Here is a 16,526-nt window from a genome sequence, read left to right as displayed (position 1 = left end):
TGCCAAATGATAAAATGGATAACAAAACTGTTTTCATCAACACCAAAAGAAGAGAACATAGATAACATGAAGAAATATTTAATCGTCGGATTAGGAAATATCGGAGCTGAATACGTAAACACCAGACACAATATCGGATTTAAAGTTTTGGACTTCTTGGCTAAAAAAGAAGGGCTTTCATTTGAAACCGTAAAATTGGGATCGTTAGCAGAATATAAATTTAAAGGAAGAACTTTTTTTCTTTTAAAGCCAAACACTTACATGAATCTTAGCGGTAAAGCCGTAAAATATTGGATGGATAAAGAAAATATTCCGTTAGAAAATATTTTAGTCATTACAGATGATTTAAATCTGTCTTTTGGTACGATCCGAATTAAACCAAAAGGAAGCGACGGCGGGCATAACGGACTTAAAAACATTAATTTAGTTTTGAATACACAAAACTATACACGATATAGGTTTGGTATCAGTGACCAATTTAAAAAAGGGCAGCAGATAGATTATGTGTTAGGTGAGTGGAATGCAGAAGAAGAGGCAAAACTACCAGAACGTTTAGAAACATCTGCAGAGATAATTAAAACTTTTGGAACAGCCGGTTTGGAAAATACAATGACTACGTTTAACGGAAAATGAAGATTTTCAGTTGTTTATGTGATAAAAATGTAAATTATCAGTTAATTAAATTCAATTATAACGAAATAGTATTTTCAATTCCAAAGTTAAATGTCTAAATTTGGGATAAATTATTATAAACCATAAAAATTAGAATATCATGGCTTTTGAATTACCACAATTACCTTATGCATACGATGCATTAGAACCACATATTGATGCACGTACAATGGAAATCCACCATACAAAGCATCACAATGCTTATACTACAAATCTTAATGCAGCAATCGCTGGAACAGATTTAGAAGGAAAAACAATCGAAAATATCTTAATCAATTTAGATAAATCTAACGCCGCAGTTCGTAACAATGGTGGAGGTTTTTACAACCACAATTTATTCTGGACTGTAATGTCTCCAAACGGAGGAGGATTGCCAACAGGTGATTTATTAGCTGCAATTGAGTCTTCTTTTGGATCTTTCGAAGAATTTAAAGCAAAATTTGCTAAAGCTGGAGCTACACAATTCGGTTCTGGATGGGCTTGGTTAACAGTTCAAAAAGGAGGAAAATTAGAAGTTGTAGGTACTCCAAATCAAGATAATCCATTAATGCCAGAAGTTGCTGGTAACGGTGGAACTCCAATCTTAGGAATGGATGTTTGGGAACACGCTTACTACTTAAACTACCAAAACAGAAGACCAGATTATATTGAAGCTTTCTTCAGTGTTATTAACTGGACAGAAGTTGCAAGAAGATTTGCTTTAGATAAATAAGAAAATAGAGTAAAGTACATAGAGAAAAGACGAGTGCCGAAAGGTGTTCGTCTTTTTTTTTGTTTTAGAGTTTATCTATTTTCTTTCGTCTATATTCTATTCTCTTTAAAAAAAAGAAAATAAAAAAGGTGGAATCTCTTCCACCTTTTTTGCCCCAAATCTACCATAAACTTAACCTACTAATGTTATGGTTTAGTAAAAGTACGGCAGTGTGTATTATAGAAAAAACATTTCGGATGAAAAGTCAGTATATCGGATAAATGGAATGTAATTCATTATTGTGTCCTGTTAAAGGAAAAAATGTTAAGGAAATGCTTTAAGAGTGTAGCATCGAGATTGTGAAATAAGAAGATTTTCTTTCTTCTATATTGTTCTCTTAAAAAGAAAATAAAATAAAAAAGGTGGAATCTCTTCCACCTTTTTTGCCCCAAATCTACCATAAACTTAACCTACTAATGTTATGGTTTAGTAAAGGTAGGGTAGTGTTTATTGTAGAAAAAACATTTCGGATGAAAAGTCAGTATATCCGATAAATGGAATATAATTAACTATCGCGTCCTTTTAAAGGAAAATAGAGCGTAGAATAGGGATTCTGAAAATAGAAAATAGAGTATAAAATATAGAGAAAAGAGAAGTTCCGAAAGATTCTCGTCTTTTTTATTTCTAGAGTTTGTCTATTTCTTTCTTTCTTCTATATTCTATTTTCTTAAAAAGAAAATAAAATAAAAAAGGTGGAATCTCTTCCACCTTTTTTGCCCCAAATCTACCATAAACTTAACCTACTAATGTTATGGTTTAGTAAAAGTAAGGCAGATATTTTTTTAAAAGAAAAATTTCAGGTGAAAGGTAAGTATATCCGATTAAGAGAATATAATGGATTGTTTTAGAAATGTTTGAGGTTATAGAAAATAAAAAAGGTGGAATTGCTTCCACCCTTTTTGCCCCAAATCTACCATAAACTTAACCTACTAATGTTATGGTATTTCAAAAGTATCATTGCTTTTCAATTTCACCAAAGAAATAGGATGAACGGCAAAAAAAACCGATGAAATGCACAAATTAACCTTTTGTTAATACTTTTTTAATAAGCTCTGGCGTCTTTTCCTTCGTAAAAATTCATAAATGCACGATTTACAACTCGATTTCCACCAGGAGTTGGGTAATCTCCAGTGAAGTACCAGTCACCTAAATTTTTAGGACAAGCTTTATGAAGGTCTTCCACAGTTTGGAAAATAATTTTCACTTCAGCATTGATTTCCGGAGAGCTTAACATTTCTGCTATTTTGTCTGAGATTTCGTCTGGTGTAAATTGGCTGTAAATTTCTGTTACATAGTTTACAACATCTTTATCTGCGAAATTTTCTTGAGCTTTACATTTAGCATAAACTTCATCTACAATATGGTAAAGGTTTCTTTCTTTTAATAAAGCAAGTGCTGCTCTAAAAGCAACTAAACCTTCTAGTTTTGCCATATCGATTCCGTAACAATCTGGATAACGGATTTGTGGTGCAGATGAAACAATAACTATACGTTTTGGATTTAAACGATCCATCATTTTAATGATACTCATTTTCAATGTAGTACCACGAACAATACTATCATCAATAATTACTAAGTTATCTTCTGGTTTGATTACACCATATGTAACATCGTAAACGTGAGCTACTAAGTCGTCACGGCTGCTGTCTTCGGTAATAAAAGTTCTAAGTTTAGCATCTTTTATGGCAACTTTCTCTGTACGTATTTTTACAGCTAAAAGTTCCTGAAGTGTATCTGCAGTTAGTGTATTTCTATTTTCTAAAATATAATTGTTTTTTCTCTGATTTAAGAAATCCTGAGCAGCTTCAACTAAACCATAAAATGAAGTTTCTGCTGTATTCGGGATATAAGAGAAAACCGTGTTGTCTGTATCACTGTCAATTGCTTTAAGAACAGCAGGTAAAATTAATTTTCCTAAATCTTTACGCTCTTGATAGATTTCAGCATCACTTCCTCTTGAGAAATAAATTCTTTCAAATGAACAAGCTTTTTTAACCGTTGGCTCCAAGATCTGATTCATGGTAACTTTACCGTTTTTCTTGATAATCAAAGCATTTCCAGGATCAATTTCTTGAACACTTTCAAAAGGAACGTTGAAAACTGTCTGAATAACTGGTCTTTCAGAAGCTACAACCACTACTTCGTCATCTTGATAAAAATAAGCTGGACGAATTCCTGCAGGATCTCTAAAAACAAAAGCATCACCATGTCCTAATAAACCAGCCATTGCGTAACCTCCGTCTAAGTTTTTAGCAGAACGGGCTAAGATTTTAGCAATATCCAAACGCTCTGCAATTACTGGCGAAGCATCTCTTTTTGAGTAACCTTCAGCTTTACAGTCTTGGTACAATTGCATAACTTCTTTATCTAAGAAGTGACCAATTTTTTCCATTACCGTAACCGTATCCGCCATTTCTTTTGGGTGCTGACCCAATTCAACAAGATTTTCAAAAAGCTCTTTAACATTCGTCATGTTAAAGTTCCCTGCCAAAATCAAATTACGGTGCATCCAGTTACTTTGACGTAAAAATGGATGAACGCTTTCAATACTGTTTTTTCCAAAAGTTCCATAACGAACGTGACCTAAAAACAATTCTCCAACATAAGGGATGTTTGCTTTTAATTCTTTCATGTCGTCACCAAGTTCTGGATTGGCTTTTAGCTCTTCACTAACACGCTCATTGATTTGTTTGAAAACGTCTTGGATAGGTTGTGAATGATTTGAACGAACTCTGCTGATGTAACGTTGTCCAGGTTCAACATCCAATTTAATGCTTGCAAAACCAGCTCCGTCTTGTCCGCGGTTGTGCTGTTTTTCCATCATTAAATACATTTTCTGAATTCCGTAGAAAGCAGTTCCGTATTTTTCTTTATAATATTCAAGCGGTTTAAGTAGTCTAACTAAAGCTATCCCACATTCGTGTTTTAAAGCGTCGCTCATTGTTTTTTGTATTTTGTGTGTTGTTGTAAGTTGTGTGTATTAACGTAATAAAAAAGCCCCGTTTTATCGAGGCTCTTAGGCATTATATTTCTATGTCAAACTGAGTTAACGACTTAAATTGCTGTAATCGAATCGCCACCTCGGCCTTGCTTAATGTTTCCATCCTTTCGGTTCCAAATTTCTCTACGCAGAACGAAGCTAAATTTGAACCGTAAATAATTGCGTTTTTCATGTTGTTAAACGAAATGTTTTCGCTTTGCGCAATGAATCCAGAGAAACCGCCCGCAAAAGTGTCTCCTGCTCCAGTTGGATCAAAAACATCTTCTAATGGTAAAGCTGGTGCAAAGAATACTTCTCTGTTGTGGAATAAAAGTGCTCCGTGTTCTCCTTTTTTGATCACCACATATTTTGGTCCCAATTCCTGGATTTTAGCAGCTGCTTTTACTAATGAATATTCACCAGAAAGTTGTCTTGCTTCTTCGTCATTGATTGTAATAACATCTACACGTTTAATAACGTCTAATAATTCTGGAAGAGCGCAGTCCATCCAAAAGTTCATAGTGTCTAAAACTACTAATTTTGGTTTTTTCTCCATTTGATCTAAAACACTGCTTTGTACTAATGGGTGTAAGTTTCCTAACATTACCACATCAGCATCTTTGTAGTTTTGAGGAACTTTCGGCTGAAAATCAGCTAAAACGTTCAATTCAGTAACTAAAGTGTCTCTAGAATTTAGGTCATTGTGGTATAAACCGCTCCAGAAAAAGGTTTTTCCTCCTTTTACAATTTCGATACCAGAGATATCAATATTTTTTGAAGTCAATAAATCTAAATGTTCTTGAGGAAAATCGTCGCCAACTACAGAAACAATAGCTGATTGCAAGTTGAAAAATGACGCTGATAATCCGATGTAGGTTGCAGCACCACCTAAAATTTTATCTGTTTTTCCGAAAGGAGTTTCAATCGCGTCGAAAGCAACTGTTCCAACAATCAATAGTTTATTCATTTTATGAATTTCGAATTAGGGTGCAAAGATACTTCATAAGTTACAATCTTGCAATGGTTTAGGTTCTCAAATTTTTCTTAAAAAAATGACAACGATTTCGAAGTAAAACTATTGTAAATGAATTGGTTAAAACTGATTTTTTGTAAGGTTTAAAATATGTTTTTCAGATTTAAAGTGCAAATTTTTTGAAAAAAAATTGCGATTATTTTACAGTTCGTACTTCTTATCAAAATAATTCTTCAAAATTCCAACTTGTACCAAAATCATAATTGGCAAAATCAAAATCGCATAGAAGATATTTTTAGAAAAATGAATTCCTGAAAATGCTGTTGAAACTTTGTTTGAATATAATTTTCCAATTTCATCCAATTTGATATCGTTTTCCGAAACAGAAAAAAGAGAAACATAAATGACTAATAAGGCTACAGCGATTCCAATCGAAATCCAGATTGGTTTAGAAATTAAAGGTTTGTAGGTTTTTAATTTTTTCTCTTCTAAAATTTGAACATTAGCCATAATTTTTGAAGTGAAATCTATTGATGGTGACTGCAGTTTTTCTTCAGCCATTATTTTATCAATAAGTTGTTCTATATTTTTATCGCTCTCTTTCATAACATTCTATTATTTCTGGTTCTAACTGCTGTCTCAAAATTACAGCTAATTTTTGTCGGCTCCTAAATAATTTTACTTTCGCATTATTGGCCGAAATATTCATGATTTTTCCAATTTCTTCTAAATTTTGATCATCAAAATAAAATAAGGTTAAAAGAAAATTTTCATCACTGGGTAATAAATTTAAACATTTTTGAATGGTTTGCTTTCGCTCTTTTTCTTCTAAAGCACTCAAAGCATTGTCCATGGTTTTTATTAAATGTGAAGAAAATTCATCAATCGAAATATTTAAATCTTCTTTTTTGCTTTTCTTTAAACGATCAAGACAAGTATTGTAAGCAATTTTATAGATCCATGTCGAAAATTTAGATTCTCCTTTAAATTTCGTCAACGAACTGTAAATCTTTATAAAAGTGTCTTGCGCAACTTCTTCTGCTTCTTCTCGGTTTTTTACCATTTTTAGAGCCAAAGTAAAGATCATGTCTTTATAACGATCTACAAGAACGGCAAACGAATTGGTGTCGCCCTGCAAGATTTTATCGATATAATGTTGATCATTTAGTGTACTCATATTATATAGGACGACAAGTTGTTTGTTTAGGTTACAGAAATTTGAAAAATAAATTCCAAATTCCAATGCTGATGAAATTCTAAATTTCAATCTTTATATATAATAAAGTATAGAAGTTTAACTTTGTCAAAGTTTTAGCGCAGAATAATTTAAAATCAAAATTAATTGATTATCAGTTAGTTTTGGGATTTTGGATTTAAAAATTGAATTTTTTTTCTAAAAGTTGTAACCTCAATTTTAGAAGCGTCGTCATATGGGTATATCAATCAATTAAAAACGTAAAATATCATGGATGACAAAATTTTAATTCCAATTAGCTTTTTCTTAATGATCTTCGGGATTGTTTATTTAATTTATTCAACACGAAACAGAGAGCGTCTGGCGCTTATTGAGAAAGGAGTAGATGCAAGTATTTTTCTTCAGGGGAAATCAAATAGAGTTCCAGCATGGAAAATCTTTGTAGTCAATCTGGCTTTCTTATTGATAGGATGTGGTGTTGGGATTTTTCTAGCATTATTAATTACAACTTATACCTCTCTTAATGATGATGCGGTTTATCCTTCAATTATTTTTATAATGGCGGGAATTGGCCTTTTGACAGGTTTTGGAACTGCAAAAGATTTGGATAAAGAAAAAGAATAAGTAAAATATAAGCTGGTACAAAAAACGCATCAATTATTTGATGCGTTTTTTTATTCTTTAGAACCGATAGTTTCGTAATAAACATCAACGGATAATTTCGGCTGCATTGATGCCATAACGGCCAATTGATCACAGCGTTCGTTTTGCGGATGGTTATTATGACCTTTTATCCATTTAAAATTAACTTGGTGTTTTCGATAGGCAATTAAAAAACGTTTCCATAAATCCGGATTTTTTTTATCCTTGTATCCTTTTTTCTCCCAGCCGAAAACCCATTTTTTTTCAACGGAATCAACGACATATTTAGAATCGGAAACAACAAGCACTTTCATGTTTGGATTTTTGAGTTTTTCCAGACCAACAATTACCGCCAAAAGTTCCATTCTATTATTAGTAGTGAGACGAAAACCTTCGTAGAATTCTTTTTTATATGGAGTACCAACCAATTCCATTACCACGCCATAACCGCCATTTCCCGGATTTCCTTTTGCAGCGCCGTCTGTATATATATGTACTTCGTGAGACATTTAATTTTGGATTTCAGATTTTTTAGACTTTAGATTGCTCCGATTAATCTAAAATTGATTTTTAATTGATTTATTGGGTTTGATATTTTACTGTAACAATCTATGAATAATCTCAGGGAAATGTTTTTGTTCTAATTCATGAATCTTTTCGGCTACTGTTTCTGGAGTATCTTCGTCAGTTAGTGCCACATTTGCCTGAAAAATGATACCACCTTCATCATAATGTTCGTTTACATAATGAATAGAAATTCCCGTTTCTTTTTCCTTATTATTGACAATAGCCCTGTGTATGTGCATTCCGTACATTCCTTTGCCTCCATAGTTAGGTAAAAGCGCAGGATGTATATTAATTATTTTGTTTGGATATTGTTCAATTATGTTTTCTGGGAATTTTAATAAAAAGCCGGCAAGGACGATCATATCCGGGTCGATTTCTTGTATTTTATGTAATACATTTCGCTCTAAAAGTTCGTTTTTTGAGAAGATTTCGACTGGAATTTGATGATTTTTTGCTCTGTCAATAACTTTTGCAGAAGCATTATTTGTAAAAACCGAAACGACCTTTGCAATTTCGGTATTCGAAAAATATTTTATAATGTTTTCTGCGTTAGTTCCTGATCCTGAGGCAAAAACGATAATTTTTTTCATGATATAATTTATTTTTAGAATGCAAAAAACGGAATAAAAAACGAAAATAAATAGCTTTCAAACGGCTTTCTTGAAATTAATTTTATAAATTAGTGTCACATTTATAAACTAAATAGTTGTTTTAAAATAAAGTTTTTTATTTTTGCCAACAAATTAAATTCTAAAATTAAAGATTATGTCAGACATTGCATCAAGAGTAAAAGCGATTATCGTAGACAAATTAGGTGTTGACGAAAACGAAGTTGTAACAGAAGCAAGCTTCACTAATGATTTAGGAGCTGACTCATTAGACACTGTTGAGCTTATTATGGAATTCGAAAAAGAATTTGATATTCAAATTCCAGACGATCAAGCAGAAAACATTGCTACTGTTGGTCAAGCTATTTCTTATATCGAAGAAGCTAAAAAATAATAATACCACACCCGATTTCTAAAAGTCCCAATTTTTGAAATTCCAAATTCCAGTTGGAATTTGCTTTTTGATTTTTGCAATTTTTAAGAGTCGGGTGTTATTATTTTTTTAAATTTTAAAATTAGATTGGTTTTCAATCAAAAAGATATATTTTATTGTAATTCCCATGGCTCTTAAGTAACAACAAGTTAAGAAAGCGTGGGTTTTATTTGTTTAAAGTACAAAATACATATTTATGGCATTAAGGCGAGTTGTTGTAACAGGATTAGGTGCACTTACTCCTATTGGGAATAATATCCAAGAATATTGGGATGCACTTGTGAATGGAGTTAGCGGAGCCGCTCCGATCACATATTATGATACAGAGAAGCACAAAACGAAATTTGCCTGCGAAGTGAAAAACTTCAATATTGAAGATTACATGGATCGCAAGGAATCTCGTCGATTAGATAAATTTGCACAATACGCTGTTGCTGCCAGTGATGAAGCTATTAAAGATGCTGGAATTACAAATGATAATGTAAACAAACAAAGAGTTGGTGTTATCTGGGGAGCAGGAATTGGAGGTTTAGAAACTTTCCAAGAAGAAGTATTGTATTATGCAAAAGGTGATGGAACTCCAAAGTTCAATCCTTTCTTTATCCCTAAAATGATTGCCGATATCGCTCCTGCGCATATTTCTATGCGTAATGGGTATATGGGACCAAATTATACTACGGTTTCTGCGTGTGCATCTTCTGCAAATGCATTAATCGATGCTTTCAACTACATCCGTTTAGGTATGTGTGATGTTATTGTTTCTGGAGGTTCTGAAGCAGCAGTTACAATTGCTGGTATGGGAGGTTTTAGTTCAATGCACGCTTTATCTACAAGAAATGAAAGCCCTGAAACAGCTTCAAGACCTTTTGATGCAACCAGAGATGGTTTCGTTTTAGGAGAAGGAGCAGGAGCTTTAGTTCTTGAAGATTACGAACATGCTAAAGCCAGAGGAGCAAAAATCTATTGCGAAGTTGGTGGTGGTGGAATGTCATCTGATGCTTACCATTTAACAGCGCCACATCCGGAAGGAATTGGAGTTATTGCAGTAATGGAAAACACATTAAGAGACGCTGGTATGACACCTGATCAGGTTGATCATATCAATACTCACGGAACTTCTACTCCATTAGGAGATGTTGCTGAGTTAAAAGCAATTAGTGCTGTTTTTGGAGATCATGCTAAAAACATCAACATCAATTCAACAAAATCAATGACAGGACACTTACTTGGTGCTGCTGGAGCTATTGAAGCAATTGCTTCTATCTTGGCAATGCAACACGGAATTGTTCCTCCAACGATTAACCATACAGTTGTTGACGAAAAAATTGATCCATCTTTAAACCTGACTTTAAACAAACCTCAAAAAAGAGAGGTAAATGTTGCTATGAGTAATACATTTGGTTTTGGTGGACACAATGCTTGTGTATTGTTTAAAAAACTAGCTGATTAATTTTCTGTATATGAATATTATCAAAAAAATATTTTCTAAATCCCGTTCTCTAGAAGACGGGATTTTTTTTGACACTATTCAGAAAATTCTTGGATTTCCACCTACAGATATTGATTTTTATAGAAGAGCTTTCACGCATCGTTCTTCTAATAAACTAGATCAAAATGGTCATCCTATCAATTATGAACGTTTAGAATTTTTAGGAGATGCGATGTTAAGTGCCGTAATTGCTGCACATTTATTTAATAAAGCTCCAAATGGTGACGAAGGTTATTTAACCAAAATGCGTTCAAAAATTGTAAGCCGAGAACATTTGAACGAATTGGGTAAAGATTTAAATCTGGTACAGTTTGTAGAGAGCAAAGTGCCGATTCAGCATTTTGGAGAAAATATTCATGGTAATATTTTCGAATCTTTAATTGGCGCAATTTATCTGGATAAGGGATATTCTTTCTGTGAGCGATTCATTCAAAAAAGAGTAGTTACTCCTTACGTTGATATTGCTCGACTGGAAGGAAAAGTAATAAGTTATAAAAGTTTGGTTATCGAATGGTGTCAAAAAGAAAAAAGAGTTTTTCATTATGACATTTTTGAAGATAATGGTATAGACGGACAACGCCTTTTTGGTGTCAAATTGAGTATTGATGATAAAGTTGTGGCAAGAGCGCGAGCAACTTCAAAAAAGAAAGCAGAAGAAAAAGCTTCGCAAAGAGCCTATTTTGCTTTTCAAGAAAAAATTGACAAGAAATAGTTACAAAAATGTTGTAAGTATCACAATGCTATAACGTTTTCGTTTATAATTTAACAAAACAACCATGTCATAACTGTTGAAGCTCCGTTTAGAAATAGTATATTTACAACTTGATTTTTCAAGACATGGCTATTCATAGATTGGATTTAGACGAATTTGACGAGATTGATTATTATTTAATGGCAATTCATACTTCATTAGAAGATTACAGATTAGCCTATTTTATAAATAAAAACCTTCCGATAAACTTAAGTAAGAGCAAAAACGAGATCCATGCTCAAACTAAGGAAGGTGAAGCAAATTTTTCGAGATTCTATTATTATGATGAAGAAAAAGCTGTTTCCTGGAATTTAATTCAGAATAAAAATGAAATCATTTCTGTGAGTACAAATGATTTTCAGAATTTGTTTTCTAATGAAACAAGTGAGGTTTCGACAACAATTCATTTACTTCCTGAATTTAAAAAAGTCGATTTTTTCCTGAAAATTGATAATAGCGAAGAGGCGCTTAATTTTTCAGAAATTCAACAAAAATTAAAAACAATAGAAAGTATTGCAGCTATTTATGCTGTCGATACGGACAATATAAAATCAAAAAACAATCTAATTTTTTAAAAAAAATGCTAACAAACAAGAAAACCAAAATTGTTGCTACACTTGGCCCCGCTTGTAGTACAAGAGAGATCATTAAAGATATGATCGAAGCAGGTGTTAATGTGTTTAGAATCAATTTTTCGCATGCAGATTACGAAGGAGTAAAAGAAAAAATCGATATTATTAGAGGCTTAAACGAAGAGTTTGGTTATACAACAGCAATTCTTGGAGATTTGCAAGGACCAAAACTTAGAGTTGGAGTAATGGAAGAAGGTACTGTTGTACATGATGGTGATGAAATCACTTTTACAACAGCAGAAGATATTATCGGAAATGCAAAAAAAGCATTCATGAAATATCAAAATTTCCCAAATGATGTTAATGTTGGAGAGCGTATTTTGCTTGATGACGGTAAACTTATTTTTGAAATTGTTTCTACAGATAAAAAATCAGAAGTTGTTGCTAAAGTTATTCAAGGTGGAGAATTAAAATCTAAAAAAGGAGTTAATCTTCCAAACACTAAAATCTCTTTACCAGCTTTAACAGAAAAAGATATTGCTGATGCGATTTTCGCAATTGAGCAAAAAGTAGACTGGATCGCACTTTCGTTCGTGAAAACGCCACGCGATTTACAAGATTTACAAGAATTAATCGCGAAGCATTCAGATGTAAAAATTCCAATTATTGCTAAAATTGAAATGCCAGAAGCTCTAGAGAACATGGATAAAATTGTAGCATATTGCGATGGTTTAATGGTTGCTCGTGGAGATCTTGGTGTTGAACTTCCTGCTCACGAAGTACCATTAGTTCAAAAAGACTTGATCAGAAGAGCTAAAACGGCTAGAATCCCAGTTATCGTTGCTACACAAATGATGGAAACAATGATTACAAGTTTAACTCCAACAAGAGCAGAAGTAAATGACGTTGCTAACTCAGTAATGGATGGTGCAGATGCTGTAATGTTGTCTGGAGAAACTGCAACTGGAAATTACCCAGTACAAGTAATTCAAAGAATGGCACAAATTTGTGAGGCTGTTGAGAATTCACCACTTATTCAGGTTCCACAAAATACGCCACAGATCAAAACAAACCGTTTTGTTACTAAAACTGTTTGCCACCAAGCTGCTTTATTAGCAAATGAAATCGAAGCTAAAGCAATTTGTACTTTAACAAATAGCGGTTATACTGCTTTCCAAATTTCGGCTTGGAGACCATCTTCAGCTCATATTTTAGTATTTACTTCAAACAGAAGAATCTTAACACAATTGAATTTATTATGGGGAGTTAAATCTTTCTACTATGATAATGAAGAAAGTACAGATGATACTGTAACAGATGTAAATCAAATTGCTGTTGAAAAAGGATATGCACAAAAAGGAGATTACTTGATTAATCTTGCTGCAATGCCAATCAAAGATAAAGGAATGGTTAATACGATGAGAGTTTCTCAAATCGACTAACATTTTTTAATAAATTCAAAAAAGCCACTTAATTTTTTTAAGTGGCTTTTTTGTTTAATAACTCTTTCGGAATTCTACTTTTTGCCTTCATAATGAAAAATTCCGTCTGTTCTTGTTGCTGCTATAAGCCAACATCTTGATAATTTGATCGTTGTTTATCTTGAAAAGATCAAAATCATGTTTCATTTTACTATATTTTTTGGAAGTAACTATTCAAAAAATATATTATTTCAATTTTCAATTCCGTTTTTCGAAAACAATCCAAAAAGCATAAGTGCTTAATTTTCTTACATTTAAGACTGTTTCATTTTAAAAAATGCAACATGATGTTGCAAATCCTCAAATTTTGTTGTTTCATTTTATAAAATGAAACAAGCTCGTGCCGAATAAACACAATTGTTCGCTCTTTTATTAGTTAATTTTGAGAAGCTTAAGAAAAAGTTAAAATTTTTTTGTTTCAGATTTTAATTTAAAAAGAATTTGAAACACATCAAAAGACGACACTCCAAATCGAGCATCTTTTTAAGCTTACCTATTTCCCATTTGTTTTTTGGATTTAATACAACTCATACATAACAAGAATCATTAACGAATTTTTTTATCATGAAACAAATCAAACTAAAATGCGGATTTACGAATACCTTGACGGTATTAGTGTTACTATTTTTTTCTGGAGTTTCTGTTACGGCACAAAAAAAGCCAAATATTCTGGTACTTTGGGGTGATGACATTGGAATTACTAATATTAGTGCTTATAGTGATGGACTTATGGGATATACGACACCCAATATTGATCGTTTAGCTAATGAAGGAATGCGTTTCCTACATTATTATGGAGAACAAAGCTGTACTGCAGGACGTGCAGCCTTTTTAACAGGTCAGCATGGTATTCGTACTGGACTTACAAAAGTAGGTTTTCCAGGAGCTCCAATGGGAATGAGCCAGTTGGATCCTTCAATAGGAGGAATCATGAAAAGTTTGGGTTATGCAACAGGACAATTTGGTAAAAACCACGTTGGTGACCGTAATGAAAGTTTGCCAACAGTAAATGGTTTTGATGAATTCTTTGGGAATTTGTACCATTTAAATGCTGAAGAAGAACCAGAATTGCCAGATTATCCAAAAGAACCAGAATATTTGAAAAAATTTGGACCAAGAGGAGTATTAAAATGTACAGCTACAAATGTAGATGATGCTACTACTGATCCTCGTTTTGGAAGAGTCGGAAAACAAAAAATTGAAGATACTGGAGCGCTTACTAAAAAAAGAATGGAAACAGTAGATGATGAGACTTCCGCTGCTGCAATTGATTTTATCAAGAGACAAAACGCTGCAGGAAAACCATTTTTCTGTTGGTTTAATGCTACTCGTATGCACCTTCGTACGCACGTAAGAGCAGAACATAGAGGGCGTTACAAACATGGAGATAGTGAATACATTGATGGTATGATCGAACATGATGAAACTATTGGAAGTATTTTAAAAACACTTGACGATCTAGGAATTGCAGACAATACCATTGTGGTTTATTCTACAGATAATGGACCTCACATGAACACATGGCCAGATGGAGCTATGACTTCTTTCCGTTCTGAGAAAAATACAAACTGGGAAGGTGCTTTTCGTGTTCCTTGTATTGTACGTTGGCCAGGCGTAATTAAACCAGGAACGATAACTACAGAGTTAATGAGCCATAACGATTGGATTCCAACTTTTGCAACTGCAGCTGGAGAACCTGATATCATTAATAAATTATTGAAAGGCTATAATGCCAACGGTAAAACCTATAAAGTACATTTAGATGGGTTTGATCAGACAGATTTATTAAAAGGAGGAAAAAGTCATAGAGAGAAATTCTTTTATTCTGATGATGATGGACTGTTAGTTGGTATGCGTAAAGGTGATTATAAATTTGTTTTTGCAGAACAACGTTTAGCAGGAACAATGGGAGTTTGGGCAGAGCCTTTTACGGAACTTCGTTTGCAAAAAATATTCAATTTGTATCAGGATCCATATGAAAGAGCCGATTTTACCTCTAACACTTATTGGGATTGGTTGATAGATCATGTTGGTGGTGTTTACGGTGCAATGAATGATGTATTTGTTTTTGCAGAATCATTTAAAGCATATCCACCACGTTCATTCCCGCCAAGTTTTAATCCAACAACAATACTTAATCAAACCTTGCAAAGTATTAAAACACAGCAATATGTTGAAAAGAATATTTTACCAAAAGTAGAAGAAGAAGTGGCAGCTTCGAAAAAGAAAAAATAAATAATCAAAGAAGAGATTCAGATTGAAGAGTCTGGATCTCTTTCTTAAAAAATGAAATACCATGAGTAAAAGAATACTTTTTTTACCGTTTGTAGTTTTGTTTTTTCTTTCTTGTAAAAAATCTGATACGTCGACTACTCCGACAACAGATACTAAACAAACCGAAACTAATATAAGCGGTGATCCGTTACCGAGCTGGAATGATGGAACTTTAAAAAGTGACATTATTGCTTACGTAGAAAAAGTAACCAAAAAAGGAAGTCCTGACTTTATTCCAGAAGAATACAGAATTGCGACTTTTGATAATGACGGTACTTTATGGGCTGAAAAACCCTACGTACAAGAACTTTTTGCTTTTTACAGAGTAAAAAAAATGGTTGAAGCTAAACCTGAATTAGCTAAAAAACAACCTTTTAAAGCTGTAATTGAAAAAGATAAAACGTTCTTTGAAAAAGGAGGTGATAAGGCATTGATAGAACTCGTTGCTGCAACACATACCGGAATGACCGAAGATGAGTTTGAAGCATCGGTTGCAGCGTTTTATAAAGATGCCCAATATCCGGGTAAAAATGTTTCTCTAAAACAAATACGCTATCAACCTCAATTAGAACTGCTAAATTATCTCCGTGCCAACGGATTTAAAACTTTTATCGTTACAGGCGGAACTATAGAAGTGGTGAGAGGAATAGCTCAGGATTTTTACGGAATTCCAAAAAATCAGGTAGTCGGTACTTCTTTCAAATATAAATATGATGGAGCTAAAAATGTAGTAGAAAGAGAAGCTGCTTTAAATCATTTTAATGATAAAGAAGGAAAACCGGTTAGTATACAGTTGCATATCGGTCAGCGTCCAGTTTTTGCCTGTGGAAACGAAGGCGGTGCGGGAGATATTGCCATGCTAACATATTCGCAGGGAAATAAATATCCATCCTTTCAATTGTTGGTAAATCATAACGATTCGATAAGAGAATTTAGTTATCAGGAAAAAGATAATGCTTCATTAAATGCCGCTGCAAAAAACAAATGGCATGTTATTGACATGAAGAAAGACTGGAAAAAAGTTTTTTCAGATCATTAATTAGGTTGAGTTAGTTAGTTAAAATTAAAGTGAAACAACTTTATTGGTTGGTTGTTTCATTTTGATTTTAAAATGTCTAATGATAAATTTTTAAATGAA

The 16,526-nt window shown here is 33.1% G+C and carries 16 protein-coding genes; 10 read left to right on the top strand and 6 right to left on the bottom strand.

Features of this window, described 5'->3' with window-relative positions; all coding sequences use genetic code 11:
• Positions 1 to 6 precede the first annotated feature (6 nt).
• Both pth and NQQ59_RS17445 read left to right on the top strand, forming a co-directional pair.
• Positions 7 to 633 (top strand): aminoacyl-tRNA hydrolase, encoded by a 627-nt coding sequence (gene pth / locus NQQ59_RS17450; RefSeq protein WP_144216194.1) that lies wholly within the window; start codon positions 7 to 9, stop codon positions 631 to 633.
• Positions 634 to 772: 139 nt separating this feature from the next.
• Positions 773 to 1,384, top strand: a complete 612-nt coding sequence (locus NQQ59_RS17445) for a superoxide dismutase (RefSeq protein ID WP_144216192.1) — start codon at positions 773 to 775, stop codon at positions 1,382 to 1,384.
• Positions 1,385 to 2,465: 1,081 nt separating this feature from the next.
• Here NQQ59_RS17445 and NQQ59_RS17440 read toward each other — a convergent pair.
• The 4 genes from NQQ59_RS17440 to NQQ59_RS17425 all read right to left on the bottom strand — a co-directional run bounded on the left by NQQ59_RS17440 (position 2,466) and on the right by NQQ59_RS17425 (position 6,553).
• A complete protein-coding gene (locus NQQ59_RS17440; RefSeq protein ID WP_144216190.1) occupies positions 2,466 to 4,364 on the bottom strand; it encodes an amidophosphoribosyltransferase in 1,899 nt (632 codons plus the stop codon).
• An 82-nt stretch (positions 4,365 to 4,446) separates the two neighbouring features.
• The gene (locus tag NQQ59_RS17435; RefSeq protein ID WP_144216188.1) at positions 4,447 to 5,370 is read right to left on the bottom strand and encodes a PfkB family carbohydrate kinase; all 924 of its coding nucleotides are present in this window, start codon (positions 5,368 to 5,370) and stop codon (positions 4,447 to 4,449) included.
• Between the two features lie 207 nt (positions 5,371 to 5,577).
• Positions 5,578 to 5,982: a hypothetical protein gene (locus NQQ59_RS17430; RefSeq protein WP_144216186.1), complete on the bottom strand. Its 405-nt coding sequence runs from the start codon at positions 5,980 to 5,982 to the stop codon at positions 5,578 to 5,580.
• Complete coding sequence (locus tag NQQ59_RS17425; RefSeq protein ID WP_144216184.1) at positions 5,966 to 6,553, bottom strand: RNA polymerase sigma factor; 588 nt, start codon at positions 6,551 to 6,553, stop codon at positions 5,966 to 5,968. Before NQQ59_RS17425 ends, NQQ59_RS17430 begins: the two co-directional genes overlap by 17 nt.
• Positions 6,554 to 6,841: 288 nt before the next feature.
• Here NQQ59_RS17425 and NQQ59_RS17420 point away from each other — a divergent pair, with 288 nt between their 5' ends.
• Entirely contained in the window at positions 6,842 to 7,195 is a 354-nt protein-coding gene (locus tag NQQ59_RS17420; protein ID WP_144216182.1) for a DUF6249 domain-containing protein, read from the top strand.
• A gap of 50 nt (positions 7,196 to 7,245) precedes the next feature.
• On the opposite strand, the gene rnhA is transcribed toward NQQ59_RS17420, so the two are convergent.
• The gene (rnhA, locus tag NQQ59_RS17415) at positions 7,246 to 7,722 is read right to left on the bottom strand and encodes a ribonuclease HI (RefSeq protein WP_144216180.1); all 477 of its coding nucleotides are present in this window, start codon (positions 7,720 to 7,722) and stop codon (positions 7,246 to 7,248) included.
• A gap of 87 nt (positions 7,723 to 7,809) precedes the next feature.
• Entirely contained in the window at positions 7,810 to 8,370 is a 561-nt protein-coding gene (gene purN, locus NQQ59_RS17410) for a phosphoribosylglycinamide formyltransferase (protein WP_144216178.1), read from the bottom strand.
• 175 nt (positions 8,371 to 8,545) lie between these two features.
• Here purN and NQQ59_RS17405 point away from each other — a divergent pair, with 175 nt between their 5' ends.
• The 7 genes from NQQ59_RS17405 (at position 8,546) to NQQ59_RS17375 (ending at position 16,427) form a co-directional block, all read left to right on the top strand.
• Positions 8,546 to 8,782 (top strand): acyl carrier protein, encoded by a 237-nt coding sequence (locus tag NQQ59_RS17405; protein ID WP_007137004.1) that lies wholly within the window; start codon positions 8,546 to 8,548, stop codon positions 8,780 to 8,782.
• 235 nt (positions 8,783 to 9,017) lie between these two features.
• Positions 9,018 to 10,271, top strand: a complete 1,254-nt coding sequence (fabF, locus tag NQQ59_RS17400) for a beta-ketoacyl-ACP synthase II (protein WP_144216176.1) — start codon at positions 9,018 to 9,020, stop codon at positions 10,269 to 10,271.
• 10 nt (positions 10,272 to 10,281) lie between these two features.
• Positions 10,282 to 11,022: a ribonuclease III gene (gene rnc, locus NQQ59_RS17395; RefSeq protein WP_144216174.1), complete on the top strand. Its 741-nt coding sequence runs from the start codon at positions 10,282 to 10,284 to the stop codon at positions 11,020 to 11,022.
• A 125-nt stretch (positions 11,023 to 11,147) separates the two neighbouring features.
• Positions 11,148 to 11,636, top strand: a complete 489-nt coding sequence (locus NQQ59_RS17390; protein ID WP_144216172.1) for an IPExxxVDY family protein — start codon at positions 11,148 to 11,150, stop codon at positions 11,634 to 11,636.
• Positions 11,637 to 11,641: 5 nt separating this feature from the next.
• Positions 11,642 to 13,075 (top strand): pyruvate kinase, encoded by a 1,434-nt coding sequence (gene pyk / locus NQQ59_RS17385; protein ID WP_144216170.1) that lies wholly within the window; start codon positions 11,642 to 11,644, stop codon positions 13,073 to 13,075.
• Positions 13,076 to 13,678: 603 nt separating this feature from the next.
• A complete protein-coding gene (locus tag NQQ59_RS17380; RefSeq protein ID WP_144216168.1) occupies positions 13,679 to 15,349 on the top strand; it encodes an arylsulfatase in 1,671 nt (556 codons plus the stop codon).
• A 61-nt stretch (positions 15,350 to 15,410) separates the two neighbouring features.
• Complete coding sequence (locus tag NQQ59_RS17375; protein WP_144216167.1) at positions 15,411 to 16,427, top strand: HAD family hydrolase; 1,017 nt, start codon at positions 15,411 to 15,413, stop codon at positions 16,425 to 16,427.
• Positions 16,428 to 16,526: the final 99 nt, after the last annotated feature.

This window comes from Flavobacterium panacis (assembly GCF_024649945.1).
GTDB lineage: Bacteria > Bacteroidota > Bacteroidia > Flavobacteriales > Flavobacteriaceae > Flavobacterium > Flavobacterium panacis.
Note: the sequence above shows the minus strand (reverse complement) of the source record. Positions and strands in the feature narration are given on the sequence as shown.